Origin of the sequence: Bradyrhizobium sp. 2S1 (assembly GCF_011516625.5) — a bacterium.
Classification (GTDB): domain Bacteria; phylum Pseudomonadota; class Alphaproteobacteria; order Rhizobiales; family Xanthobacteraceae; genus Bradyrhizobium; species Bradyrhizobium septentrionale.
In genome coordinates, this window is sequence record NZ_CP147717.1 from 9,773,151 (window position 1) to 9,798,266 (window position 25,116).

23 protein-coding genes are annotated in these 25,116 nt (G+C 64.1%); 1 reads left to right on the plus strand and 22 read right to left on the minus strand.

Features of this window, described 5'->3' with window-relative positions:
• Window positions 1–8 precede the first annotated feature (8 nt).
• The 13 genes from HAP54_RS46495 to HAP54_RS46555 form a co-directional block, all read right to left on the minus strand.
• Window positions 9–2,003 carry a hypothetical protein gene (locus HAP54_RS46495; RefSeq protein ID WP_339156812.1) on the minus strand — a complete coding sequence of 665 codons (1,995 nt, stop codon included), beginning with the start codon at window positions 2,001–2,003 and terminating at the stop codon, window positions 9–11.
• Between the two features lie 176 nt (window positions 2,004–2,179).
• Complete coding sequence (locus HAP54_RS46500) at window positions 2,180–5,515, minus strand: putative baseplate assembly protein (RefSeq protein ID WP_339156813.1); 3,336 nt, start codon at window positions 5,513–5,515, stop codon at window positions 2,180–2,182.
• A 119-nt stretch (window positions 5,516–5,634) separates the two neighbouring features.
• A complete protein-coding gene (locus HAP54_RS46505) occupies window positions 5,635–8,217 on the minus strand; it encodes a putative baseplate assembly protein (RefSeq protein WP_166298041.1) in 2,583 nt (860 codons plus the stop codon).
• Window positions 8,214–8,576 carry a GPW/gp25 family protein gene (locus tag HAP54_RS46510; protein WP_166298042.1) on the minus strand — a complete coding sequence of 121 codons (363 nt, stop codon included), beginning with the start codon at window positions 8,574–8,576 and terminating at the stop codon, window positions 8,214–8,216. The genes HAP54_RS46505 and HAP54_RS46510 overlap by 4 nt, the downstream gene beginning before the upstream one ends.
• A 4-nt stretch (window positions 8,577–8,580) precedes the next feature.
• Complete coding sequence (locus tag HAP54_RS46515; RefSeq protein ID WP_166298043.1) at window positions 8,581–8,904, minus strand: PAAR-like protein; 324 nt, start codon at window positions 8,902–8,904, stop codon at window positions 8,581–8,583.
• 14 nt (window positions 8,905–8,918) lie between these two features.
• The gene (locus HAP54_RS46520) at window positions 8,919–9,392 is read right to left on the minus strand and encodes a phage baseplate assembly protein V (protein ID WP_166298044.1); all 474 of its coding nucleotides are present in this window, start codon (window positions 9,390–9,392) and stop codon (window positions 8,919–8,921) included.
• Between the two features lie 52 nt (window positions 9,393–9,444).
• Window positions 9,445–10,575 (minus strand): hypothetical protein, encoded by a 1,131-nt coding sequence (locus tag HAP54_RS46525; protein ID WP_166298045.1) that lies wholly within the window; start codon window positions 10,573–10,575, stop codon window positions 9,445–9,447.
• Entirely contained in the window at window positions 10,568–10,885 is a 318-nt protein-coding gene (locus HAP54_RS46530) for a LysM domain-containing protein (protein WP_166298046.1), read from the minus strand. The genes HAP54_RS46525 and HAP54_RS46530 overlap by 8 nt, the downstream gene beginning before the upstream one ends.
• Entirely contained in the window at window positions 10,885–11,496 is a 612-nt protein-coding gene (locus HAP54_RS46535; protein WP_224741497.1) for a hypothetical protein, read from the minus strand. Before HAP54_RS46535 ends, HAP54_RS46530 begins: the two co-directional genes overlap by 1 nt.
• A gap of 355 nt (window positions 11,497–11,851) precedes the next feature.
• Window positions 11,852–13,429: a DUF4157 domain-containing protein gene (locus HAP54_RS46540; RefSeq protein ID WP_210297454.1), complete on the minus strand. Its 1,578-nt coding sequence runs from the start codon at window positions 13,427–13,429 to the stop codon at window positions 11,852–11,854.
• A gap of 203 nt (window positions 13,430–13,632) precedes the next feature.
• A complete protein-coding gene (locus HAP54_RS46545; RefSeq protein ID WP_166298048.1) occupies window positions 13,633–13,845 on the minus strand; it encodes a hypothetical protein in 213 nt (70 codons plus the stop codon).
• A 51-nt stretch (window positions 13,846–13,896) separates the two neighbouring features.
• Window positions 13,897–14,763 carry a hypothetical protein gene (locus tag HAP54_RS46550; protein ID WP_166298049.1) on the minus strand — a complete coding sequence of 289 codons (867 nt, stop codon included), beginning with the start codon at window positions 14,761–14,763 and terminating at the stop codon, window positions 13,897–13,899.
• 303 nt (window positions 14,764–15,066) lie between these two features.
• Window positions 15,067–16,374: an eCIS core domain-containing protein gene (locus tag HAP54_RS46555; RefSeq protein WP_166298050.1), complete on the minus strand. Its 1,308-nt coding sequence runs from the start codon at window positions 16,372–16,374 to the stop codon at window positions 15,067–15,069.
• A gap of 131 nt (window positions 16,375–16,505) precedes the next feature.
• On the opposite strand from HAP54_RS46555, the gene HAP54_RS46560 reads away from it, so the two are divergent.
• Window positions 16,506–17,840 (plus strand): IS1182 family transposase, encoded by a 1,335-nt coding sequence (locus tag HAP54_RS46560; protein ID WP_166202952.1) that lies wholly within the window; start codon window positions 16,506–16,508, stop codon window positions 17,838–17,840.
• A 52-nt stretch (window positions 17,841–17,892) separates the two neighbouring features.
• Here the strand turns inward: HAP54_RS46560 and HAP54_RS46565 are convergent, their stop codons facing one another.
• From HAP54_RS46565 to HAP54_RS46605, 9 genes are all read right to left on the minus strand, one after another.
• Window positions 17,893–19,269 carry an eCIS core domain-containing protein gene (locus HAP54_RS46565; RefSeq protein ID WP_166298051.1) on the minus strand — a complete coding sequence of 459 codons (1,377 nt, stop codon included), beginning with the start codon at window positions 19,267–19,269 and terminating at the stop codon, window positions 17,893–17,895.
• Window positions 19,250–19,507, minus strand: a complete 258-nt coding sequence (locus tag HAP54_RS46570; RefSeq protein WP_166298052.1) for a hypothetical protein — start codon at window positions 19,505–19,507, stop codon at window positions 19,250–19,252. Before HAP54_RS46570 ends, HAP54_RS46565 begins: the two co-directional genes overlap by 20 nt.
• Entirely contained in the window at window positions 19,504–19,839 is a 336-nt protein-coding gene (locus HAP54_RS46575; protein WP_210297452.1) for a hypothetical protein, read from the minus strand. The genes HAP54_RS46570 and HAP54_RS46575 overlap by 4 nt, the downstream gene beginning before the upstream one ends.
• Window positions 19,836–21,596: an ATP-binding protein gene (locus HAP54_RS46580; protein WP_210297451.1), complete on the minus strand. Its 1,761-nt coding sequence runs from the start codon at window positions 21,594–21,596 to the stop codon at window positions 19,836–19,838. Before HAP54_RS46580 ends, HAP54_RS46575 begins: the two co-directional genes overlap by 4 nt.
• The gene (locus tag HAP54_RS46585; protein WP_166298053.1) at window positions 21,596–22,921 is read right to left on the minus strand and encodes a DUF4255 domain-containing protein; all 1,326 of its coding nucleotides are present in this window, start codon (window positions 22,919–22,921) and stop codon (window positions 21,596–21,598) included. The genes HAP54_RS46580 and HAP54_RS46585 overlap by 1 nt, the downstream gene beginning before the upstream one ends.
• On the minus strand, window positions 22,918–23,409 hold the full coding sequence (locus HAP54_RS46590) for a hypothetical protein (protein ID WP_166298054.1): 492 nt from the start codon (window positions 23,407–23,409) through the stop codon (window positions 22,918–22,920). Before HAP54_RS46590 ends, HAP54_RS46585 begins: the two co-directional genes overlap by 4 nt.
• 109 nt (window positions 23,410–23,518) lie before the next feature.
• Window positions 23,519–23,809, minus strand: a complete 291-nt coding sequence (locus tag HAP54_RS46595) for a hypothetical protein (RefSeq protein ID WP_166298055.1) — start codon at window positions 23,807–23,809, stop codon at window positions 23,519–23,521.
• A complete protein-coding gene (locus HAP54_RS46600; RefSeq protein ID WP_166298056.1) occupies window positions 23,806–24,546 on the minus strand; it encodes a phage baseplate protein in 741 nt (246 codons plus the stop codon). Before HAP54_RS46600 ends, HAP54_RS46595 begins: the two co-directional genes overlap by 4 nt.
• 6 nt (window positions 24,547–24,552) lie before the next feature.
• The gene (locus HAP54_RS46605; RefSeq protein ID WP_166298057.1) at window positions 24,553–25,077 is read right to left on the minus strand and encodes a phage tail protein; all 525 of its coding nucleotides are present in this window, start codon (window positions 25,075–25,077) and stop codon (window positions 24,553–24,555) included.
• Window positions 25,078–25,116: the final 39 nt, after the last annotated feature.

Consider the following 25,116-nt stretch of genomic DNA (forward strand, 5'->3'; position numbering starts at 1 on the left):
GTCACCCCCTAATTTACGAACAGAATGCCGGCGTCGAAAGCCGCCGGCGCGTACTCATCGAGGCGGGCCCGCAGGTTGGCGGTCCGCTGCGGCTGAAACAGATCGTGGAATGCGCCCATCTCCGACTCGTCGTCGGCGCCGCGCAAAATCTCCGCGGGGCAGTCGAGCGCGAGCTGACAATAGGCAGCCTTGCCGTAACGCAGGCTGTTGAAGCGCGGTCGCACCCGCGCGGGCTCCTGCGGCAGCGAAATGTCAGGCTGACAATGGTAGCGGCGCGGCGTGCGCGACACCGGCGTAACGTAGCAGAAGCGCACGCAGCCGATCTGCCGCCGCGCGACATTCACCTCGCTCATGAAAATCGTATTCTCGGCGAGCGGGACGGCGTGCACGCCGACCTTGCCGATGACGGTGGTGCGGACGATCGTCAGGTTGGCGAAGGCGAGCCGCTCCATGTCCGCCTTGAGCGTGCCAATGGCGACCAGTTCGGTGTCGGTCGCATCGATGATGCTGTCGCTGATCGCGATGTCGACCGGATCGCGGGCCTTTTCGTCCGCCACGACGTAGATCGAACCGATGATACTGTGCTCGATCCGAAGCCTGGCCGTGCTGTCCAGGATTTCGATGCTCGGCTCGTTCGGCCGTTTGGGATCGCAGTTGCATTCCAGCGCCCAGCCGGGGACCAGGGTCGAATGGCGGATGATGACGTCGCAAAGGTCGCCGTCCCCCGAATCCGGGTCGGCCGGTCCGTTGATGGAAATATTGCGGCCCATGATGAGCAGGCCGTCGATCACAAAACGGCTGGCGCGCTTGCCGGAAATCGCCAGCGCGTCGGGGCCGTCGGTGATCTGGTCGAGCAGGCGGATCACCGGCCGCCTGCCGTTGGCGGCGCGGATCTGCAAGCTCTGTCCGGCTTCCAGCGCGACCGACAACCTTTCGGTGTAGTCGCGGCTGTCCCTGATCTCGATGACCGCCGCGCGCTGCTTGCCCGCCTTCCATGCGGCGATTGCGCTCCCGATCGAGTTGAAGACGTCGTTCGTTTCCTTTGCGTCCTGATCGACGTAGTAGAACGCTACGTTTCCTGCGGGTTGCGACAGCGTGCGTTCGTACTCCCCGCCGCCCATGTCGGCGCTGAACCCGTAGCGGTAGGTCACGCGAAGGCCTGCGGCGGGCCTTTGCCGGACCGGAAACGCGATGCGCCCGAGCACCGGATCGATCAGGACGTGATCGCGCGGCGCGCTGTAGCGCCAGCCGGAGAGATCGGCCGGAATGATGCGCTTCGAAGGGATCGGTTGCTCCGCACCCGGGGCAGGCCAGTCCATCGCATAGATCGCGAAGCTGCGTCCTTCGCCGTAGTAATCGTCCGAAACCCCGGTCCCGGGGTGAGGCTTCTCTACCCGCTCGGTGAGCGCGCGCCGGGAGATCGGCAACGGCAATGCGAGTTCGTTCGACGAACCGAGAGCCGGTTCGGGCTCGGTGTAAAGCTGCGTGTCGTTTCCGAGCACGCTGAAGGTGAAGCATTCGGGGCCTTCGCTTTCAATGTTGAGCGGCCGGCATTTCGTGACCGAATAGGGTTTCAGCCGCCAGACGAAGACGCCGATGCTCGGAATGTTGTAGCGCCCGATACGCCGCGACGAGATCGTCCGCCTGACCTCGACGGTGTGCGCAAGTCGGTCGAACGGGCCGCCGTACCGTTCGAGCGCCTTGCCGTCGCGCAGGTCGACCGTCCTGCCGCGATCGAGATGAAGGTGATCGAGGCCCTGGGTCCAGCCCAGCAGGCGACAAGATTCGACGGCGCGCGCCGGCCAGTCGGTGACCGACACCGCCAGCTTCTCGAACAGCGAGAGCGTGCCCTTCTGCCGCCGGTGGCCCAGCGTGTCGGCAACCTCGCGCCGCGGGATCAGCCGCTTGTTGCGCAGGCGGCCTTCCACCGAGTGCGTCGTCGCCGGCAGTCCCGCCTCCAGCACCGGTCGGTAGCCGATCAGGTCCGCGATATAGGGCACCACCCAGTCGTCGCAGGTTTCGATGAACCAGTTGTCGTAGAGGCGGTCGATATCCTCCTCGACGACGTCGACCTGCTCGCCGATCACGCTAAACAATGCGCGCAGCGGTCCGCCGGCCTGCTCATCGCGCGCGCGATGCACGGCGGGAAGCAGCGCGTAGAGGCGATCGGCGGAGCGACTCATGGCTTCAGCTCCTGAAGAATCAGGGTTTCGGGCACATCCGGCACCAGGTAGGCGATTTCCTCCGGCTCGACCGCAATCCGCGGCCGCAAACCAATCTCGATCGCCTTGGTGTTCTGGAACGCCTCGACGAGCATCCCTTCGGACTTGGCGTCGAACTTGTCGAAGTCGACATAGACCACGCCGCGCACCGCCTGGACCGCAGCGATCGCGCTGGAGAGGAAAACGTGCTGGCCGAGCTCCTGGCTGTCGAAGCTGAACCGCTCCAGCAGCGCGGCGCGGATTTTCGGTTCCAGCGTCTCCCACTGATAGTCAGGATCGATCTCGACATTCGCCGCCATGATGAGCGTCAACTGCTTGCGTACGACGAGTTCGATCGGCAGATACGGATCGCCAAAGCGATGCAGCGCGTCCTCCAGATTGCGGTAGAGGTCGGACGACACTTCGATCGGCGCGTCGTCGGCGCCGGCGACGATCACCTTCACGACGAAAGCATGTGCGGTCGGCCGGCGGCCGGCCGCCGCCTTGCTGATCCCGGCGAAGGTGCGCGCAAAATCCGCGTAGTCCACCGTCGAAACGAGGCGGTCGAGCGCGAGCAGCGCCAGCGGCGCGTTATTGCGGATCTGGTCGCGGTTCTCCCGGTCGGCGCCGCCGGAGGCGCGGATCGGATTGATCACTTCCTTGACGCCGAGCGGCCGCGAGCTGAGCAGCGTGATCTGGCCCGCCTTGACGTTCCCCATCTTGCCGAGGCCGTTGCGATAGGTCGCCTTGACGTTCTCAAGACCGGTTGGAACGCGTGCGCCGTATTCGCCGTCGCCGAAGACGATCGTCGTGTTCGCGTCGTCGTCGGTGCGCGTGATGAACCCGTGATCGGTCGGGCCGAGGTCGGATAACCGCTCGGACTCGTGCCATTGCACGTCGTTGACGCGAACCACCAGCGTGCTTTGCACGCCGGAAACGGTGGGCGCCGACACGAACGTCAGTGGCGGCTGCTTCAACGTGAACTGCTGCAGCGGCACGGCCGCATTCCCGGCGCCGAGCACTTCCTGCCGCGTCTCACCGTGGGTCGCCTTGACGACATTGCCGTAGATCGCGAGCGAATCGCGCCGGTAGCAGTAAGCGAGTTTATGCGAGAGCGTGATGAATGTATGCGCCTTGTCGCCGGGGATATCCGGGGCGGGCTTCTGCTTGACGTCCGAAATCATCTGAAGCTCGGCAGCCATGATGCCGCTGACGATACTATTCTGTGCGTCCCTTATGTCGACCCGCGCACCCGTCACAATCACCCAGCGGCCGGGTTCGAGACCGGTGTAGAGCGCGCCAAGCTCGATCTCCTGCTGGATATCTGCGTCCTTCGCACAAATTGCATATTTGATCGGGTCGATCGGCGCTTCGGCGAGCGGCAGCTTTTCGCATAGCACGCTCACGGTGGTGCCGCGCAGCACAGCCAAACTGGTATCGTTCCGCGTCAGCCAGTCGCGGTCGAGCTTGAGCCGGGTCACCCGCCCGGTGATACCGTAATCCGCGCGCGAGACAATCCGGACTTCCTCGATCTTCGCGATGACCGGTTCATCCTTGTCTGCACGCTCGACGATGGCCCAGCTGTCCGGCAAGACCTTATCGTAGACCGTATCCAGATCGACGACATTGAAAGGGAAGACCGTCTGGCTGGAAACCGCAAAAAACGCAGACGTGAATACGGCTGATACGTGCGCGTCACCGGCTTCGAACTGCTCCGGGCTGCCTCCCAACTCGACGACTACTTCTTTGTCGTGGACGTCGACGACCACCTTCGGAGATTTTTTGACGAAGTTGAGTGCAATTTTTGGACCGAACTTCGGGACCTCCAACGTTATCGTCTCAACCTTTCCGCCTTCGACGTGGTCGACCGTCAGGGTCGCACTCGCAAGCGTCCCCAATGCGATCGGATAGCGTCGTGTGCCGGGGGTCGATTGTGCGATCACCTGGGACACGGTCGCCTGCTCGTTGCCTCTGGCCGCTGTCACCGAAACCTGCCTTATCACGCCGTCGCTGAACACGATGGCCAGCGTGGTCGCGAGGACGCTGGCCAGCTTCCATTCGTCGTGGCCGACGACCTTGTTGTCGGCATCGAGCACGGGATGGAGCGGCGCGTTGTGTCCGAACGGCGGCGCTTGCACACGAAGCGCACATACCGAGGCGTCGACGGCCAATGACAGCGGTAATTTGCTCCACGCGGTGTAGAGCGCGCCGTACTCCGGCCGCAGCGCCGTGACCAGCCGCGGCAGCGCATCCGCGTTGTCCGCAAGAACGAGATTGGGGTTGCGCGGCAGGTGTTTGGCGCTTGGCGGGGTTTTTGACGCCGGCAAGGCAATCGATGTCATCACGCCGCCCAACGCCGACACTGACACTTTGTCGTTGCCGTCCGGAACCTCCAAGATGTCCGATGCGACGCCGGATTCGGCCACGGACGCGGCGCGGGCTGCGCGCAGTTCTCCGACCATGGCCTCGATCCACGGAGCAAGCTTGGTGTAGCCGCGCTCCTTCGAAATGCGGAGCTGCGCCTCGAGCTGCGGCAAGGCCACGGTCTCCAGATACTCGTCGAGATCGCCGCCCGCATTCGACTGCGTGTCGATCTCGTTGAGGACTTTAAGCACCTGCTGCGCCGTGGCCGTCGTCGCAGAGACGTCGAAGGCTTCCAGGTTGCTGAATGTCGCGATGACCTGACTGACGGCCTTGATGGCCGGCGGCGCGGGCGATTTCTGGGATTCGACCTGCAGCACGACCTTCGTCCGGTCGTTCGCAGCATCGGCCGTCACTTCCTTCGCGCGTCGTCCCAGTGACGGCCGCTCCGTCGAGCCGAACCAAAGCAGCAGCGGATCGTTCGGCTTCAGGTTGGTGGCCGTGCCAGCGAAATAGAGCGATTCTGTCTTGGCGCTCAACTCCTGCGGCCGGGTCAGGCGCGGCCGCATGACGTTCCATTCGAAACGCGCCTGCAGCGGGTCGGAGGTTTCGAATGCCTGCATCTGCTCGCCGGGCGCCGGCACGCTGTTGGCCCGCGCGCCCGCGGGGATTTCCACCGGCGGCGCGTCCTTCTCGACCGTGTAGGCGAGATAGACGCTCGCCGCGACACCGGGCTTCGGCGTGTAACCGATCAACCGCGCCAGCTCGAGCACGGACCGGCGCTCGGTCGCGGTGCGCAGGTAGCCCTCGTTGACAATGCGCTCCTGATAGAAGGTGAGCACGTCACCGGTCACCGCCCAGGCGTCGAGCAGCGCGATGCTCGCGTCATTGCGGTCGCGGCTGCGCAGCGCGTCCAGCGCGGGAAAATCGGCTGACGACAACCGCGCCCGCATGGTCTGGACGAACGTCGCATGCGTGCCGGCGCGATAGGCAAGCTTGCTCAGGCCCGGCCGGTTCGCCGTCGCGCCAGGGGTTTCGATGTGGGGGCCGATGCAGCATCCGCAAGAACAGCTCATCGCCCTCCCCCCACAGTCAGCGTGAGCTTGCCGTTCTCCGGATAGTTCGGATCGTTGGCGAGTTGTGCGATCTCCAGGGCGCCGAGCCGCAGCACGCCGCTGTCGAGCGCGTCTCCTGCGGGTTCGTGTTGCTGGCGGCGCAAAGTTCGGATCTTGACGCTTGCGACGCCTTCGACCGCCTGCGCGGCGGCGACGATCTGCGACAGATAGATATCGCTGCCGAAGGTCAGCCGATCGGGATGGAAGAAGCCGAGCCGACCGTCGGCAAGCCGCCGGTTGCTGAACACCTTGGCCAGTTCGGCCTTGATCTGCCCAGCCGCGTAGTGCGGCAGCGCGCAGCAGTCGATCGCAAGCTCGATCGGAACGTAACGCGCCGCGCCGACCGCGAGGTCGTGGCCGACGCGGCGGAATGGCTCCAGCGACGCCGCGATGCGGCGCGACAGGCGGGCATCGAATTCGGTGGTGTGCAGCGGATCGACCGAGACGCGCGCCTCGTACCAGCTGCCGGTCCAGCGCAGATCGGCGGCGGCGCGCTGGATGTCGCCGTCGCGTTGCGCGAGTTCGGCGTAGTCCTCGGCCGTGATGGCGCGCTCGCGCCGCGTGCGGAATGCCGATGGCGCGAGAAGCTTGACCATCGCGACCGGCTCCGGCGCCGTCCCGCCGCGCGCCGGCAGCGGATTGCGCGGCTTGACATTTATCCCGCTCCACGCGTCCTTGCGCAGCACGATGTAGGTGATGGTGTCGCGTCCGACATTGCCATCCGGACCGCTGCCGACCCGATAGCCGCGGCGGTTGGTGTCTTCGGGCCTTGGGATCGGCCGAAAGACCGTCCCGACCGCTGGCATGTGGCCAAGCTCGCCGTCTCCGAAGCGCAGCTTTGCCTTTCGCGCGTCGTCAATCTCCACCACGAAATGGCGATCGCCGCCGGCGCTTGCGAGCAGGTCGTATTGCGGCCGCCAGACCGCGTTGCCTTTGTCATCCTCCAAAGCTTTTTCATCGACCAGGGCTAGCGCCGGTATGGCGCACCGGGGGTCCTGCTCGATCGAGCGCGCGGCGGATGCGTGCGGCGCCAGCGGCTCGCTGTAGGTCAGCGACCTCTCATGCAATTCGGCAGCGAATTTGTGCGGGACGTCGGTGGTCTCGATGACGCTGCCCTCGCAGGAGCATTCCCCGATCGTCGCTTTCTTGTCGACCGGCCCATAGGTTTCACGCTCGCCGACGAGCCGGCCGTGATCGACCAGCACGACGTTGCCGCGCGCGACGCTGATGTCCTCCTTGATGCTGCAATCGGGCGCCGGCAGGCGCGCCGAAAGGCAGAACGGAAACGGCAGGGCGTCCTCGGCGCCCCATTCGATTTCGACCACGTTGATGTCATAGAGCCGATCGACCGATGGGGTCTCCCGCGTGATCCGCACCGCGTGGCGGCGGGCTTTGTCGGCATCGGATTCGTTACCCGTGGTCGGGCCGATGACTTCCTCGAAGATCAGGACGTCGCCGCACCCGAGATGCAGCACGCGCGATTTGGCGTCGAGCAACGTGGCGCGGGTCGCGCCTTGCGGCAGGCAGCACTCGGTATCGCCCCAGGTGTAGAAGCGAATCCTGCTGTGCGCGGCGCGGAAATCGAACGTCTGACCGGGGTGCGCGGTCAGGGGCTCGAACACTTCGTAACGCTGCTGCGGAATGCCGGCCAGATCGTCCGCTCGCACGACGTTCCCGCTCGAGGCCGGCACGTTCGGGAAGCCCGTGATGAAGTAGAAGCCATCGGCCGGCTTGCCGAGCAGGTCCGCGTCGGTCTCGACGGTTACCCACGCACGCGCGTTGACCCCCTCGTGCATGCGGTAATCGACCAGGCGCACATGGCGGCGCACCGAGGTACGCAACCGTGCGGTGTCGAGATGGGCTTCGGTCGCGACCGCATCCTGATAGTAGCTGAGGTGATCGCCGGCATAGGCGAGCAGCTCGACCAGCGTGATGCCGATGTCGGGGACGTGGCGCTCGCGCCATTCGGGCATCGTCAGCGCGAGCCGGTCGAACATCAGCTGGCGGAAGCTGGCATAATCCTTGGCGAGGTAATTGATCTCCGGCGCGGGCAAGGTTTCCGGCGGACACTCGTCCACGGGCCGGCAGTCGAACTCGCTGGGACAACCGGCCTTGAAGGTGAAATCGAGGCAGCTGTAGCGCGGGTCAAGCCCGCTCAGCGGCTCGTACTTATGCCTGTCGGCGGCCTTCCCGTCGGCCGGCGGCGGAACCTCGATCAGGCAGAGCCGATAGGTGGAAAAGTCGCCGAATTTGTCGAGCGTGATGTGCAGGCAGGCGTCCTCGTCCTCGCCGGCGCGGTCGACCGAGACATGGATCGCGCGAATGCCGCGGATGCGCCGCCCGCCTTCGATCCGAATATGCTTGAGCGCGATGTCTTCGGGAACCTTGCCGAACAGTTCGGGGATCTCGCCGAAGAAATGGACGCAGAGCGACAACTGGTCCTCGGACACATCGAGAAAATCGATCCCGTTCAATTCCCCGTTCTTGAAAAGCTTCTTGCGGCGGTTGGCGACGCCGCAATCGAGTCCGGCAGGTTTCATAACGCTGCCCCCCGCGGAAATGTTTCTTTCAACGTCTTGCCCGTGCGGCGCACGAGATAATCGAGGTCGATCCTGAGCGTTGCCTCCTGGCTCTCGACCTTGAGCGCCTGCACCTCGATGAGGTCTCCGAGCCAGCGGTCGAGCGCCGCTTGCAACGTGAACTGCAGCGCGGCGGCAAGCTCCGGACTGTTCGGCGCATGCACCAGCTGCATCACCCCGCTGCCGAAGTCCGGCCGGTTCACGCGCTCGCCAGGCATGGTGAAGATGAGCTGCTCAATCATGTCGGCGATATGATCGTCGTCGCCCGTCGTTGCGGTGCGGCCGCGGTCGTCGAAGTGGAATGGGAAATCGATGTTCATCGCGTCACGTCCCGGTCACGCGCGTCTGCGTCATCACGATCATCAGCGGGGTGCCGGTCGGGGCGCAGATCGCCTGGCTGTCCAGCAGCAGCAGCGGTTGGCCGTTGGACGTGATGCGCGTCGCCGCGGTCGTCCATTGCGCCGTCACGCATGGTCCATTGGCGGTGGGCGGCGGCGGCAACGCGCAGCCGGCCACCACATAGGGAGCCGTCATGGTGACGGTGGGCTGGCCGCTGACGGTCACGCGCGGATTGGGAACGGTGGCCTGCGCTTGTCCGGCGTGCGAACACAGTACGGTCGCGCCGACATGAAGCAGGAACCCGGGCATCCGCTGTCTCCCTTTCACACCACGACCAAGGCACCGTTGTTGATGGTGACGGTCGGCCCCGTCATGACGATGGTCGCGCCCTTGCCGTTGCTGATCGTGATGCCGATGTCGTTCACGATGATCATCGCGCCGGTCGTGCTCTTGAGCATGATGCCGCCGGTCGGCCCGGGCAGATCACTGATGCTGATGGAATTCTGAAGACCGGTCTGCAGCACGATGCTCGGGCTCACCGGATTTCCGGCTGCCGCAAGCGTCGGCACTTCCGCCACGACGCCCCAGAATCCTCCGGTCCAGATCGGATAATCCGGATCGCCTTGCTCGAATTCGATCCACACGGCGGCGCCGATCTGCGGCACCAGATAGGTGCCCATCAGCTTGCCGGCTATCGGCACACAGGGCAGCGCCCACGTCGTAGGGATCAGGCCCTGCACGTCCGGCACGATCGCCATGATGCGCCCGCGGCTCTCGGGGTCGATATTGTTGACCACGGTGCCGCGATACTTGCCGTAGAAGCCCCGCCGTGTCCATTGCCGCTATCGCTCATGCGGGCACCCTCGGCAACGTTGAAATGAGGCCGTTACGGCTGAGCTGAAAACTTTGCTTGTATTCGCCGCGCTTGATCTTGTGGGTGACGCTCTTCACGTAATGCAGGCCGTCAAACGCCGTGCCGACGCCGCGTACGCCGACGAGCCCGCGCGGCTTCAGCACATTGCCGTAGCGGACGACGTTGAGCTCGCCCCGGCCGGTCACAGCCTCGGCCCATTGCGACGACTGCGCAAGCCCGATCATGATCGCCTGCGGGAGCGAATATCTCGAAAGACCGCGGCCGGCCGGCTTCAACTGCTTCGGGATCGGCGGCAGCAGGCCGAGTGGCGGGTTAAGCGGCGTGATCGGCGGCAGCGGGACGACGATCGTCACCTTGGTGATCTCGTTGTAGTAGTACACCGTCGGAATGCCATTCTTGTCGCCGTCGAACGAGAACGACAGCGACTCGACATTGGTGTGCGCGTCCATGTTGATGTTCAGCGCGGGCTGCGGCACGCCGATTTTGATCTGCGGGCCCCAATAGGCGATGTTCATACCCGGCTTCGGTCCGGGATCGATGTAAAAGACATAGCCGACCGCGGCGGCGAGTTGCTTGATATAGGCGAGGTCGGTGCCGCGCTGGCCGGCGATCCGGCTGGTCGGGATGTTCACGTCGATGAGCACGCTCGGGATCACGAGCGGAATCAGGCCCAGGAACATGTATTTCGCGATCAGCAGCGCCACGCGGCCCTCGGCGGGCATGGCCGGGAAAGGCAAGCCGCTGAAATCCTGCAGGTCCATCGCGGCGGACAGGTCTTGCCCGGTCACCTGCAAAGTCGAGTGCCCGGCGTCGCTACCCGGCACGACTTCGGTCCGCGTCACCATGCCGTCCGACAGCACGTGAGGCGTACCGTTGACGGTGGCGACGATGATCACCCGCACGATCGGGATCTGGCTGCCGCCCGCGATCATGAACAGCGTCGGCAGAATCGAGCGGTTGTCGAGCGTGAACGCCAGCGAAAAGCCGCTCGGGCCGGTGTCCTGGGATGTGACCTCCACGCTGACCAGCGCGTCGAGTACCGACTGCGAGACCGGTATCGGCACCAGCGGCCCGACCATCAGCGTGAGGCGCACGCCCTTAAGCATCGCCCGCTCCCTGGACACCTTCAGGCAGGGTAATGCGCAGGCTTTCGCCGATCACCATGAGGTCGTCCGGCCACATCGCACGATTGGCGTCACAGACTTGCCAGAATTGCTCGGGATCGCCGAGATAGTACGCGGTCACGTTGTCGAGCCGGTCTCCTTGCGTGACCTCGTGCCCGGTCAGCAAGGCGAAGCGCTCCGGCGGCGGCACGAAACGGCGGCGGAGATAAACCACGGTCTTGCCGTCCGCGGTTTCGAGCGTCGCGGTGTCGATCAGCGCATAACGGCTGGTCTGCGGAAAATTCGGCGCCATCACGGAAACCCCGACAAGCCGAGCGCGCTCAACGCGCCGTTCACGCTGAGACCGGCATGCTGCTCCTTGCGCTGGAGATAGCTCATGAACAGGTTGCCGCCCTTGTGCGAGAAGCCGAGGTCGTTAACCGACAAGACGCGCATTCCGAGGCTGACCTTGGCGCGGATCGGATTGAGCGCGGGATCGAACGCCTCCTCGGTAATCGAGAAATCCGTGAGCCGCACCGGCATGATGCGCGTCTTGCTCCACACGAAGAGCGTGAGCGGCGACTCCATCGGGATGATTTCGAGCGTGCCCGATTGCGCGAGGTCGTTGTTGGATTGAAGCTGCGCGCTGGTCGGATAGACTATCGTTTCCAGCGCGGCGAGTTGGGGAAAGATGCCGAGCTGAACGGTGTTGCTGTTCTGGTCGGGAAACTCGAGCTGATCTATCGCGTCAATCTCGGCGTCGAGCTTGATCGTCTCGGCCGGCGGGCCGGTGATGCGCAACGCCTCGGACCGGTCCCCGCTCGGCGCGGTGCTTTGCACTTGCAACGTGCGCGTCAGCGTATCGGGATTGTATTGCAGAGTGATGACCCGACGCACCGCCGAAGACTGCGGGTCGATCAGCACAATGCCGCCTTTCAACAGCCGCGGCGAGTTGGGAAAACCGGTCATGGCGGTGCATGTTAGCCTACATCTTAAGCTTGTAAATCAAATAAATGCGGCCGATTGGCGCAGCGCAGCGAACGACCGCTCGAACCGTTCGCGCAGGACGGCGGATCCGCTCGATGCCGTTCGCCGATCGCGGGCGCACGCGTCACACGAAGCGCGCGCAAGAGTATGATTGCCGCAAGCGCAGGCACGCGTCAGCGGCAATGATGCGACGAGGCAAGCGGCGACGGTCCCGCGGACCCTGCCGGCTGCGGCGCTGCGCGCCGCATCGATTTTCCTTTTCGATCCTGTCGGCGCAACAGCGCGGCGACGATCATTTCCTTGCCGGCACGTCCGGACAAACCCAGCGATCCGACGTGATCGACGGCAGCTTGTCCACGCCGGCCTTGGTCTTCTCGTAATCCTGGTGCTCCATTCCGGCGATCGCCGGGCGCGTCGATTCCGTTTTGTCGGGGTGGCGGATCTTCGCCTCGCCGCTTTCGGTGTGGCCGATGAGACGGTCTTGCGACGTTTCGTTGCCGCCGCGCGGATAGTTGCCCCTGACGTACTCCTCGATAGCGGCCTTGTCCGCAACATCCTCGGAGCTGCCTTCCTGCTTGGCGCGAAAATCCAGCCTCCCCGGCACGCCGCGCTTGATCGCCCAATCCTCGGCAAACGTGTGGGCGTCCAGCTCGACATCATCCAGACTCATTCCGCCGGGCTGTTTGTAGTGGGCGTATTCATGAATGATGTCGTTTGCAATTTCGGGGCAATCCCTCTCGTTTTTCAGGATCATGACATTGCCATCGGCGTCGTGCGCAGCGCCGCGCCGCCGCGACTTGGCGCCCCACGTCTTGCCGTCGAACGCCCAGTAATGTTCGATGATCTGATCGGCAACGTGTACCGTAAGCTTCGACATTGCTTCGACCGCGGCCTTGTCCTCCGAGCACAGGAGTCCCAGCGCGCAGGCCACGTTCCACTTCCCCTCCGCGTTGGGCAGGGGCATCGACGTCGAGTTTTGCAGAAGCGGCCGTGCGGCGCCGAGCGGCAATGCATCCCCGATCGGCTTCACCGTGCCGGCAACCACCGCCGCGTAGCCGCCCTCGAACCGGCGCGAAACGAAATCCTTGAGGTAGTCGTGTTCCTCGCCGTCGATATCCGAATCGAGGCCGGCTGCCGAGACACCGCCGGCGCCGAAAATATAGCCGTGCTCGTAGTTGTAGGAGCGTTCCAGTATTTCGAGAATCGCATTCTCGTCATTGTCGGGGGGCGGGCCGGATTGCATTTCCTTTATCAGCAGCGCCTTGCGCTGTTCGGTCAGACTATAGGGGCTGCCTCCGACCCTCCGCTCGTCGACGATCTGTCGCGCCTTGTCGTCGCTGTCGTTGTCATTCTCGATCTCACCCGCATCCAGATTCTTCAAATATGCCTGCAGCGTATCGGACGAGTAACCCCAGACGTGGAACAGGTTCGCGAAGAAGCCGCCGAAGGAACGCCGCACTGCGCCCGCGCGATCGCTGCCGGTGTCTTGTTGCACAACATGGGTCAGTTCGTGCGCGATCAGCCGCCGGCCCGCCTCGCTATGCGGCGCATATTGACCCGCGCCGAACACGATGTCGCGGTCCACCGTGTAGGCCCGCGCGTCGAAGGCGCGCGCCGATTCCGCCGCGGCGCCGCCGGTGTGGACCCGCACGTCGCCGAAATCGCGGCGCGCGGCAGCCGGTGCGATTTCCGCGATGCGCGCTGCAACACCTTCTGCCTCACGCTCGAACTCATCGTCCGCGGGGTCGATCGTCAGGTTCGCGCGCATCGGCGCCGCGCTGGCGCGCACCCAGCTGAAATCGTGGCCAAATCTCGGCTCCATATAGGCGCGCGCCGCCGCGTCGAGCGGCTGTCCGGCTGATCGCAGCACGTCGTGAACGATGGGCGGGACTTCGGCCGCCGCGCTCTGTTGTGCGAGCGTGCGTTGGGCTGGCCCGGCTGTGCGAGTGCAGGCCTCGCATTTGCGTCCGGCGGCAGCGTGATTTCCGCATGAACAGTGGCACTGGAGCAAGCCGCCCAAACGCGCCGATTGGCCTGGCCAGAGAGCGTCCGGATGCGATGCAATCAACCGTCTCACTTGCCCGGCACCAATCGTTGGGCCGACCTTGACTTGTCGTCGACGTAAACGGTGAAGAAGTCTCCCGGCCCCGGCCTGGCCAGACCGCTGCGGAAGAAAATCAGCCATTCGCCATCGCGTCTGTCGGCGCGAATTTCGTATTGGCCTGGATCGTAGCCCTGTTGCCGGGCATAAAGCGTGGCCAGCCTGACGGCTTCTTCCTCGTTCATGACGACCTCTCCGTTGCTGCCGTGCTGGCGTTGTCCCTGCCTGCCGGCACCTCAAAGCAATGCTCCTGCAATTCCACCGACCAACGCCCCGACAAGGAAGCCGATCCCGGCTCCGGGGAAGCCGCCGATCAGCCCGCCTATGCCGGCACCCGCCAGTCCTCCTCCCAGAATGCCGAGGCCGACCTTTGCTCCTCTCGACATCGGCGGGCACCAGTTCGCTTTCTGGTCCTTGGTGAGCTTGATGTAGTCCTCGACCGTTTGTTTGCACTCGGCCGGCTTGGGCAACAGCTCGGCGCATGCGAGATCCGCCGTATGCGCCTTGCACTCGCTCTCCTTGAGAAACTTCTTGTACTCCTCGGCCGTCATCAGCGGGGCATCCGGCGGGTCACCTTTCGGGAGGTATCCCCTGGGTTGCCCGACACAGCCCTTCGGCCACTTGGCTTTCCAGTCTTCCCTGTGAGAGCTCTCGTGGACCGTCACGCAATCCTTCGTGCCGCTCGCCGCGCCGGCCCAACCGTTGTAGACGAGTTCGTAATCGCCGCTGCCGTCGCACTGGATTGTGGCGCTGCCCTGCTGGGGCGAGGGTTTCTCCTCGTCCGATCCTTCCGGCGACATGCCGCGCGCCTTGGCCGGAGTGTTGCTGAAGTCACGGCCGAAGCGGCTTTCCGTGACCGCGCGTATTGCTGGGTCGAGCGGCCGGCCGGACAAGCGGAGAACGTCCTGCAGAATCGGCGAAACCGATCTGGCCGCGCGCACTTGCGGCGCATCGCGCCGCAGGCTGCTTTCCTTCTCCGCGCAGGACGCACACGTGCCGCCCCCTGGGGTGTGACTGCCGCAGGCGCACTTGCGTTGCAACCGATAGGGCGAGGGCTTCGCCGTCGCTGCGGGACCCCGCAGTCTTTCGGCTTGTCTGATCATCGTTTGAAGCCTCCGTCTGTTGTACGCGGGTTAGCCTCTCATCACTCATCCGGCGTGGCCGCCACGTGCGGCGGAATAACGATCCCGACTGGTCCGCTTACCGCCTCGTGCTGCCACCTCACCACGTGTGCCTCGATACCTCTCGTGCAGTTCCGGAGCGTCTGGCGCTGGCGTCGGCGCGTAGCCAGTGCGGACCGATACTTCATGCTCTCCGGGCGGCAATTGGCGCGAGCGGCCGGATGGGCCAAGCGAGAGAATGTGACAGCCGACACGCGCTCCACTCCGTTCAGGTCCGCCTGATCTTCATTTCTTTTTCTTCTTTGATTTCGTGGTTGTTTTCTTCGTGTATGGCTTGGTGGCCGCTTTCCCATGAACACGTACGATTGTCTGCCCGATTACAGAGCCCTGGTTTATTTTCTTCGCAAAGGCGTCATCTTCGGGCGTATTTCCGACGCGAACGCATCCGTGTGAGGCAGGGTGGCCCGGGACGGGTTGACTATCGTGGATTCCGATACCCCGGTCCGGATCGGCGAAACCGATGAACCATGACATCGCGGCACCCTCCTTATTCTTTGCATCCCCGCCACGCCTGGAATTAACCTTGAACGTGTCGTTGGGTGTGCAGTTCTTCTCCGTTTGATTCTTGCAGGGGTCGTCCACGGTATTCGCCTCTCCTCTACCTGTAGACACTGCATGCGTCTCGACGGTGCCATCGCTCCAGGTCACCGTCATCGACTGCGCTGCCTGGTCGACGTCTATTTCTGTGACCGTTCGCTTGACCGCTTTCTTGTCCTTGGGCTTATCCTTCTGCTTGGCGCCTCCACCGGCTTGTGTTGGAATCAATTCCTGCTGCGCGATGTCGCCGAGTTGGGCCATCATGTCGAATTCGGCACTCGTCTCATCGTCGAGAGCAGCGACGTCTGATCCACTGACCGGCGAGTCGCCATCGTGCGCCTCGGTGTCATCGCTCTCCACTTCGATATCGACGTCCGGCAATTCGTCTTCGCCTAGAGCCTGACGTTGAATCGTTCTGCCCGACGTCGCCGACAAGAAGGAATGCGGTTCCGCGTCGGCACTGATATCCCGTGCCGCAGAATCGGCCTCACGTTCGTATCGATCGTCTGTCGGCCCCAGCTCGCGAGGCGATTCCGCGGCCTGTCCACGCTGTTGAACGACATGCGTCAACTCGTGCGCGATCAAGCTTCGGCCCGACCTTGTATGTGGTGCATATTCGCCGGGCCCGAACACGACGTTGCGTCCCGCCGTATACGCCGAGGCGCCGACCGAGCGCGCCGACTCCGCCGCTGTCGCGCCCGTATGGACTCGCACCGCGCTGAAATCGTGCCCGAAGCGCGATCCCATGAAGTCACGCGTTGCCGCATCAAGCGGCTGACCGGGGGAGCGCAACACGTCATGCACTATTGGTGGAACCGCACTATCGTTCGCCGACTTGCGCTGCAACAATCCATTCTTGCCGGCGCAGGCGTTGCATTCGCCTGCCATCGCGTGATTGCCGCAGGCACACTTGCGCTGCAGGACCAGCCCTGACCGCGGCGCGACTTCCCCTGAGACGGGCTTGAGCACGCGCGGGAAACTGGGTAACCTGATCATCGATTTCGTCCTCCGGCCTCACATTTCGAGTACAATACGTATCGCGTCCGTGACATCAGGATTACCGTGGCTAGGAGCTTGTCTGGATAGTCGCTGTTCAAATCTGGTCGGGTCTGATTCAACATTGGGCGATGAGCAAGTATTTTCGGCCTTGGAACATCGATCAGACGCTGCTTCTGCCGCCGAATGTGCAGGACTTCGTGCCGAAAGGCCATGTCTCGCGGTTTATGGTTGATCTGGTGCGGGAGAGCCTCGATCTCAGGGAGATCATGGGCAGCTATGTGAGCGGGCTTGGGCAGCCGCCGTTTGATCCGCGGATGATGGTGGCGCTGCTGCTGCATAGCTATGCGAGTGGGCTGTATTCGTCGCGTCGGATTGCCAAGGCCTGCCGGGAGCGGAACGATTTTGTGATGATCGTGGCGCTGGATGCGCCGGATTTTCGGACGATCAGCGACTTTCGCAAGCGACATTTGAAGGCGCTCGGCGCGCTATTCGTGCAGGTTCTGAAGTTGTGCGAGACGGCCGGGCTGGTCAAGCTCGGTCATGTCGCGCTGGATGGTACGAAGATCAAGGCGAACGCGTCGAAACACAAGGCGATGAGTTATGAGCGCATGAAGAAGCGCGAGGCGGAATTGAAGGCCGAGGTCGCTCGCATGCTGGCGGCCGCCGAGGCGGCGGATGCCTCGGAGGATGAGACTTTCGGCAACAGCGACGAACTGCCGGACTGGACCGTCGACAAGCAGAAACGGCTGGCGAAGATCCAGCAAGCGATGGCGGCGCTGGAAGCGGACGCCAAACTGGCGGCGGAGGAAGAGCGCCGCATCGAGGCCGAAAAGGAACAGCAGCGCCAGGCCGAAGGCCGCAAGAAGCCGGGCAAACCGGCGGCGCTGCCATCGGAGGAACCCAATCCCAAGGCGCAACGCAACTTCACCGATCCGGAAAGCCGCATCATGAAGTCGAAGGATGGCTTCGTTCAGGCCTATAATGCCCAGGCGGCCGTCGATGCACATGCCCAGATCATTGTCGCGCAAGAACTGACCCAGCACGGCAGCGATCAGGGCCAGTTGGTGCCCCTGATCGAGGCCATCGAGAGCAATCTTGGCCGCAAGCCGCGGCAGGCCTCAGCGGATTCCGGCTACTGCAGCGAAGCCAATCTCGAAGCGCTCGACACACGCAGCATCGATGGCTATGTCGCGCCCGGACGCGCCAAGCACCCGACAGTAGCGAACGGAAAAGTCGGCGGCCCGCTGACACAGGCCATGCGAAAGAAGATCGACGATGGCGGCTTCGAAACACCCTACCGATTGCGAAAGCAAGTGGTGGAGCCGGTGTTCGGACAGATCAAACAGGCAAGAGGCTTCCGCCAGTTCCTGTTGCGGGGCATCGAGAAAGTGCGCGCCGAGTGGACAATGATCTGCACCGTCCATAACCTCCTCAAGCTGTTCAACCTCGCAAACGCAGCCTGAGCCTGCTACTCTACAACAAATGCCCGTCACGAAAACATATCTGGACGGGCTCCTAGGGAAGGACAAAATCCGCCTTATCTTTGCCGCCACTGATCTTGGCAGTCGTGGCTTCGATATGATCGATCAGGGCCTCCAGATTTGACGCGGTTCCCTTTTGAATATCATGATAGAGCACGATGATATTCGGCGACGGCGTCGTAGGCTTCCAGCCTCTTCGCTGTACATTTTGCATTTCCGATTCGATGCGACCTTTCAGGACTGCAAGCGAAAGATCTTCGCCGCGGTCGCCATCCATGTCCCACAAGACGTTCGTCAGGCCGGCCGCCGCGTAAATAGCTTCGACGCTTTTGTCGAACTTTCCTTTTGGCGGCCGCACCCAATCGGGGGCGGTCCCCGTTTGCGCCTCGATGTAATTCTTTGCGGACTCGAGTTCTCCTTTTAGCGAGCCGGCTTTTGCTGCCGAGGTGTGCACCTGATGGTCGATCTTGCCACCGGTATGAACGGCGACTTTATGCCCTTCCGCAGCCATTCGCTTGACAAGTGCTTTTCCGGCCGGAGCGCCACCGCGCATTTCATGTCCCTCGGAATCGAGCGCAGCCGTCTGGATAAAAAAGCCCGCCTTGATGCTCTTTCCCTTCAGGGTATCCAGCACTTTCTCCGTGCGATTAGCGCCGGTTCCCAATTTCGCGGCATGCGGACCATCGTCGAAGGTGAGAGAAAACTTGCGCGTGACGCCAGTCGCGGCGCCGGCCGCGGCGCCAGCAGCAACCGCACCGGCGTCGGGTACGCCAGCGTCGCCCGGCTCAAGCGCACCTGCATCCTTCTGACGAGCCACGCCCACGCCTGCCGTGTGTGGCCGGAACGAACCGCCGGCAGAGACAGCGGCTGCGGCGATATCCGCTTCGCGTTCCGCCGCACTCGCGGCAGGCGTCAACGGGAGATCGCTGGATGCAGGCGCCGCTTGCCCACCTTGCTGCACAACGTGCGCGAGTTCGTGGCCGAGGAGCTCCCTGTCACGTCGACTGTTCAAATCAGTGTTGTGGCCGACGACGACATCGCGCCCGACCGTATAGGCATGTGCGGAAATGCTTTTCGCAGAAGCTGCGGCGAGCGGACCGCTGTGCACCCGTACGCCGCTGAAGTCGTGCCCGACTCGCGGCTCCGTGAACGCGCGCGTCGCTGCATCAAGCGGCTGCCCGGACGAACGCAGTACGTCATGGACGATCGAGGGAACGGCGCCGGATGCCCCTTGATTTGTCGCCTTGCGCTGCAACGGTCCGCTCGTGCGCTCGCAGGCTTCGCATTTGTTACCGGCCATCGTGTGAGTGCCGCACGCACATTTGCGCTGCAGCAGACCGCGTGGCGCTGCGGCGTTCACAGATGCGGCGGTGGTTTTGCCAGCTTCCGGCTCATCGCGTGATGCCCCCATGTACCGCTCGCGCCACTTGCGCGCCGATGCCTTGCGGCGTCGCACCGGCCTCGAGCCGGACCGCGTCGGCACGCACGCTCGGCACCGCGAATCCCTGGCTGAACGCATCCGGCGCGATGCCTGCCGCCAGCAGTCGCGACAGCTCCGCTTCCACCGCCGCCTGCACCAGCCGCCCGTCATGCGCGCCGAGCGGCAACCTGTCGAGCACCAGCCGGTCGATGTGCAGGCGGATGTTCATGCCGTCCCTCCGGCGCTTTCCAGCCAGCGGAAGTCGGCGGGGTTGATTGGCTTCTCCATCTTGACGAATTCGCCGCGCGCGGCCTCGAGCACGATAGGCATCGTCACCAGCCCGCCCGCCCGGGCGGCGAGAAAGGCGCTGTTGATCGCGATATTCTGGATGCTGCCACCGGTAAGGCTCAGCCGCGCAAGGCGGGCGAAGTCGAGATCCCGGGATTGGTCGGGCCGCAGCATGCGCCGCCACATCGCCTCGCGCTCCTCCGTGCCGGGGAACGGGAAATCGACGATGAAGCGCAGCCGCCGCGTGAAGGCCTGGTCGAGCATGGTCTTCATATTGGTCGCGAGGATCGCGAGCCCCTGATAGCTTCCATGCGTTGCAGCAGATAGTTGATCTCGATGTTGGCGTAGCGGTCGTGGCTGTCCTTTATTTCGCTGCGCTTGCCGAACAGGGCGTCGGCTTCGTCGAAGAACAGGATGACGCCACCGTCCTCTGCGGCGTTGAACAGCCTGCGCAGGTTCTTCTCGGTCTCGCCGATGTACTTGTTCACCACCGCCGAGAGGTCGATGCGATAAAGCAGGAGGCCAAGCTCGCTGGCGAGCACCTCCGCCGCCATGCTCTTGCCGGTGCCGCTCTGTCCCGCGAACAGTACGCTGATGCCGAGCCCGCGATTGAGCCGATCGCGAAAGCCGTAGGTGTCGTAGACGGCGTTGCGGTGCTCGACCTGGTCGGCGATCTGGCGCAGCATCGTCATCTCCGGCCGCGGCAGCTTCAGGTCGTTCCAGGTGGCCTTGGTATCGATGCGCTGCGCGAGCTGGTCGAGAATCGGACGGGCGCGCATCAGGCAGCCCTCCCACAGGCGCGCGGCGAGCGCTCCGGCGGTCGCCGCCGTCGCCTCATCCGCGATGCCGCGGATTGTCGGCACGTTGAAGCTGAATTGCCCGGAGAGCTTCGCGGGGTGGTCGGCCGCCGCCTCGCCCAATGCAGCGCGCCACGCGTCGCGCTGTTCGGCCGGCGACGGTTTGGCGACATCAACGACGCTGTGCGCGCGTTCCAGCCCCGGCCACGGCTCGCGCGCGTCGAGAAACACCAGTCCGCTGCTGCGGTTGAGCCAGCGCCTGATGACGTGCACCTGCGCGTCGTTGCGATCGATGTCGGCAACGTCGAGATAGAGCCCGATCGGCAACAGCATGCGTTCGCGCTGGTATAGCCGCGCGAACGCTTCAAGATCCGCCGGGCTCGACGGCAGCGTTTCGACGGCGAGGCGATAGAGCCGCAACTGGCGGCTCGCGGCGATGCGTTGCGCCACCATCCGCTTGCTCGCGCCATCCTTGCCGAGCAGCTGGATGGCGGGCAGTTCCTCGTCAAGGATGGTTTGCCGCAGACCCTCACTGATCGCGTCGGCCACGGTCCGCTGCGAGGCCGGAATGTCCGCTCCTTCATCCGCCGGAGTCAGCATCGACAGCATCGGCAGCAGGCGATCGTCGAGATAATTGAGCCCCTTGACGTAATTGACGATGCGCTCGTCGGCCCGAAGCGGACTGTCGTTGAGCGGCAGCGCGCCCGGCTGGTTGATTTCGATCAGGCGCCAGTAGCGCAGCGGACGCTCCGGAGAGCGCACGTCCCATGCCGGCTGGTCGAACAGCGCAAGCGCGAGCGCGAAGGTCGGATAGGACTTGGCGGGATCGTCCTGCGCGCGCGCGCATAATCCCGCGATCCTTGTATCGAGTTCCACCGCAACGCAGAGCAGCAGCACGTTGCGCTCGAATTCGGACAGGCCGAGCCGGTTGCCGAGCAGGAGCAAAGCCGGAGAATGATCGGATGCCGGAACCAGCATCGGTGGCGGGCCGAGACCCTCTCCCGCCGCTTCGCGCGGAGGCGTCAATGCGGGGCGATCCGGAACGGCTTTTGTGCGGCGGAACAGCGACCGCGACACCGTGCCGGCGCCTGGGTCCGGCACAGTATCGCTACGCTCTGTTCTTCCGGATTGCGAGGCTCTTTTCGCCAGCCATTCCAGTCGCGCACGCAGCGAGCCGACCGCATCAGAAAGATACTGGTCGTTGCTGATCAGCCATTGGTCGGCGTCGATCATTATCCAACCCTTATCTGTTGCAGCGGATCGAAGGCCGGGACTTGCGCGGGACCTTGGAGGATCACCGGGATGCTGTCGACGTTGTCGACGCGGAGGCGCACGACATACACGCCCTTGTCCACGTCCGGCACGTTGAACTTGATTGTGGTCGGTTTGTCCTGCTGCAACGGGTCCTTGTTCGAAATGGCCGGGAACCTCAACCTCACCACCTGATCGCCAAACCACACGATGACGTTCTGAATCGGTTCAAAGCCGCTGTTCGGATTCTTGCGATCACGGATGCGCGGCGTGCAGGTGATGGTGAGTTCTTCGCCCACTGCCACGCTGGCCACGGTCGTGCTGTTCGGCGTCAGCACGATCGACGGCGCCAGCGCGAAGCTGATGCTGTTGCTGACCATGCGCGGCGAGCCGGATTTTTCCACGACGTGCGACAGCGTGTACATGCCTGGCGCCCAGATCCCCCAGGCATCGGGATCAGTGCCGATATCGTTGAGCACCATCCTGATTTCGTCCGGCTTGTCCCCGGGCAATGGCGGGACGTCGACGACGGGCGGCGGCACCACTTGCGTCGTCAGTGGCGGAATAAGGCTGGTAAATCGCACAACGGCGTCGTCCGTCCGCAAATTGTCTCCGGCGATGACGAGTTCCTCGCCGAGGCGCGCGGCGGGCTGCGACCGCGGCGCCCGGGCTTCGCGCAACACCGTGGCCGAGGCTGCCGTCGCCTGCGGCCCGCGATCGTCCTCGCCCCGCTTCAGCACCGGCAATGGCGCTTTCGGCTGCATTGTGCTGTCAATCAGCACCACCGTGACTTCATAGGCGGCCGACACCCGGAAGTTGGTTTGCAAGGCGCTCCACAGCTTCGACATCTCGTCCATCGACAGCGGCAGCTGCGTAATGCGCAGCCGCTCGAACTGAGCCGGCAGGCCGCCGTCCGGAATGTCGGTGATGTCGCCCGGAAACAGGACCGGATGATCGTGCAGCACGCTCATCGCGGCGCCAAGGATCCGGTGATTAAGGGCCTTAATTTGACCTGCCTGCTTGCCATACGGCGTGACCAAATAGTGCAGGTTGAGGGCGAGCGGCGGCCTGCCTCTCTCGCCGGACTTCACCTCCGGCAGGTCGAGATTTCGCCATGCCGCATTGATCGTGGTTTGATAGAGAAACAAATTGAGCGACAGCTTCTCGTCCTTGAGCGCTTCGTCCGGTGCGAGCGTGGTCACAGTCACATCAAGGGTCGACAGATCGGAGTCGAGTGTTCGAATGCCAGCCTCCAGCAGCGAGCGAAGCGCGCTCGTTGCTACCGCGATGGCGATCGACGTGCTCACGCCTGTCCCCGCTGGCCGCGCCGGCGCAGATATTCATCCAGGCTCATCGGCTGCTCGCCGGCACGAACCGGCCGAGGGTCGCGTGCCGGGGCCTGTACGGCGCGCACCTCGACGCGGCCGATGGTGACGTGAACGGTGGGTGCAGGCGCAGGGGCTTCGCGACCTCGGGACTGCGCGCGATCGCCAGCGTGCAGCGCAGTCGCGGGAGCAACATCGCCGAAGGCCGGCGGCATTCGAGCGGGTGCCACTGTGGGGACCGCTGCACTGTCGCTGGTTTGTTGCGTTATCGCTATGACAGGCACGACTGGCGGCGGACGGGCCAATCGCACCGGACCGGCCGGCTCGGGTTCAGCTGTAGCCGCAGGCTGAGAAGCCGTCCGGCGCGGCGACGGGTCCGGCACCGGCGCCGTGATGGCGGTATCGCGCGGCTCGACGGCGGGTGGCGCAAGCCGCCGCTCCATGACGGGCAGCACCGTGGTTTGCGCCACCAGTTGATCTGGCTCATTTGGAGGAACAGCGCGGCTTGCGATCTCCGGCGAAAGCGGCGCGGCGATCGAAGCATGAAGCATTCCCCGCTCCGGCTTGCCTGATTCCGCGTCAATGTGCAGCCGCGCGGGAGAGATCGGGTCGGATGCAGCCTGCGGCGCAGACCGAGCTACCGCGCGTTGGACGGTCGTGGACGCGGCAGACGGCGGCTCGTCGTGGCGTTGCGGCGCGCGCGCGGCGCGGGATTTCTCCGCGGATCGCTTCGGCGCTGTCTTCGAGCTCGCTTTTCGTTTCGGCAGGAAGCGCGTCCGGCCGCTGCTCGTAAAACGAGGGCAGGCGCGGCGCGACTGCGGCGGCCGCACCGCGTTCACGCTCAATCAGCTGGCCCAGAAAATCGTTCATGCGCGAACCATTTCGAGATAGCGCTGCCGGCGGCGCGCGCTCATCGCCAGAATATCGGCTTCGCGCCAGCCATAGGCTCGCGCCAGCGTATGGACGTCGTGCAGCGTGCGTTGCGCCCAGGCATGAACTTCGTGCCAGAGGAACGCTGCGATATCGAACAGCGCGATCCAGTCGTGGCCGCAGGCCGGACAGGTCATTGCCAATTCGATCTGCGCCTGAGGGTCGGCTTTCCGCATCGTGTCGGCAAGCGCCGCGACGATCGTGTCCGGGAGCTCGCCGGCCGCAGTGAGCGCGCCGTCGTGCTGCGCCTCGACCACACAATGGGAGATTAGCGCGCGGCGCGCCGCGTCCTTGTCAAGCGATGACACTGCGATAACGTCGGCGCTGGCCGGAAGGCGGAAGGCGATGTCATAGTCGGCCAGTTGCAAACGGTGCGTCAGGACTTCGGGATCGCCGGCTTCGATCTGCTCTGCGCGCATGTCGTGGACGTGAAAGCTCACGTCGAGCGGATCGCCGCATGCGGCACATCGCGAAACGGCCGCAACCGCATCGCCGAACAGCAATTCCCGCAGCCGAAGCAATCGCGCATCGCGGACCCCGATCGGCAGGGCAGCGAGCTTGTCCGGCGCGACATCGGACGACCCGGCCGTCAGCAGCAGCAGCGCACGCCGCGTCGGGGACTGATCGAGTCCCTGCTCCCATGCCGCAAGAAGCTCGTTCGCCGTCGGGGTGCGCATGACCGATCATGCAGGTTCGGTGAAGGTCGGCTCGGACGGCTCCGGCACCTCGTAGTCGCGTTCCCAGCCCTCATTTTCCAGCTTGATGTGCTGGATCGCGACCGCGTTGGCATTGGCGTCGAGATCGGGCATCGCCTGGTACTCCGAAACCCAACACCGGTAAACCTTGTAGGCGACGGCGGGCTGTCCGGCTTCGTTGTAGAGCTCGATGATGATGTCCTTGCGAAAATCCTTCAGGGACACTTCCGCGCCCAGGCCCGATCCGAAATTCCAGACCTTGTTCGCCCATTTCTCGAATTCGGGGTCGTGCGTGACGCCGCGCTCGATCGAAATCGCGTCGAACTTGCTGCGTCCGGGCGATTTTCGCCCGGTGGACGGATCGCCGCCTTCGCGGTGCTCGACGACTTCGGTCGTGCGCTTCAACCCGCCGATCTTGCTCACGCCCGCAACGTAGCGGCCGTCCCACTTCACCCTGAATTTGAAGTTCTTGTACGGGTCGAAGCGTTGCGCGTTGACGCTGAACTGAGCCATGACTGTCTCCCTAGGAGCTTGTCTGGATAGTCGCTGTTC

Bases quoted from the DNA above. Each gene is read 5' to 3' on its own strand.
- HAP54_RS46500 (WP_339156813.1), bottom strand. From the start codon at position 5,515: ATGCGGGCGCGGTTGTCGTCAGCCGATTTTCCCGCGCTGGACGCGCTG.
- HAP54_RS46505 (WP_166298041.1), bottom strand. From the start codon at position 8,217: ATGAAACCTGCCGGACTCGATTGCGGCGTCGCCAACCGCCGCAAGAAG.
- HAP54_RS46510 (WP_166298042.1), bottom strand. From the start codon at position 8,576: ATGAACATCGATTTCCCATTCCACTTCGACGACCGCGGCCGCACCGCA.
- HAP54_RS46515 (WP_166298043.1), bottom strand. From the start codon at position 8,904: ATGCCCGGGTTCCTGCTTCATGTCGGCGCGACCGTACTGTGTTCGCAC.
- HAP54_RS46525 (WP_166298045.1), bottom strand. From the start codon at position 10,575: ATGCTTAAGGGCGTGCGCCTCACGCTGATGGTCGGGCCGCTGGTGCCG.
- HAP54_RS46530 (WP_166298046.1), bottom strand. From the start codon at position 10,885: ATGGCGCCGAATTTTCCGCAGACCAGCCGTTATGCGCTGATCGACACC.
- HAP54_RS46545 (WP_166298048.1), bottom strand. From the start codon at position 13,845: ATGAACGAGGAAGAAGCCGTCAGGCTGGCCACGCTTTATGCCCGGCAA.
- HAP54_RS46550 (WP_166298049.1), bottom strand. From the start codon at position 14,763: ATGATCAGACAAGCCGAAAGACTGCGGGGTCCCGCAGCGACGGCGAAG.
- HAP54_RS46555 (WP_166298050.1), bottom strand. From the start codon at position 16,374: ATGATCAGGTTACCCAGTTTCCCGCGCGTGCTCAAGCCCGTCTCAGGG.
- HAP54_RS46560 (WP_166202952.1), top strand. From the start codon at position 16,506: ATGAGCAAGTATTTTCGGCCTTGGAACATCGATCAGACGCTGCTTCTG.
- HAP54_RS46565 (WP_166298051.1), bottom strand. From the start codon at position 19,269: ATGGGGGCATCACGCGATGAGCCGGAAGCTGGCAAAACCACCGCCGCA.
- HAP54_RS46570 (WP_166298052.1), bottom strand. From the start codon at position 19,507: ATGAACATCCGCCTGCACATCGACCGGCTGGTGCTCGACAGGTTGCCG.
- HAP54_RS46575 (WP_210297452.1), bottom strand. From the start codon at position 19,839: ATGAAGACCATGCTCGACCAGGCCTTCACGCGGCGGCTGCGCTTCATC.
- HAP54_RS46580 (WP_210297451.1), bottom strand. From the start codon at position 21,596: ATGATCGACGCCGACCAATGGCTGATCAGCAACGACCAGTATCTTTCT.
- HAP54_RS46595 (WP_166298055.1), bottom strand. From the start codon at position 23,809: ATGAACGATTTTCTGGGCCAGCTGATTGAGCGTGAACGCGGTGCGGCC.
- HAP54_RS46600 (WP_166298056.1), bottom strand. From the start codon at position 24,546: ATGCGCACCCCGACGGCGAACGAGCTTCTTGCGGCATGGGAGCAGGGA.
- HAP54_RS46605 (WP_166298057.1), bottom strand. From the start codon at position 25,077: ATGGCTCAGTTCAGCGTCAACGCGCAACGCTTCGACCCGTACAAGAAC.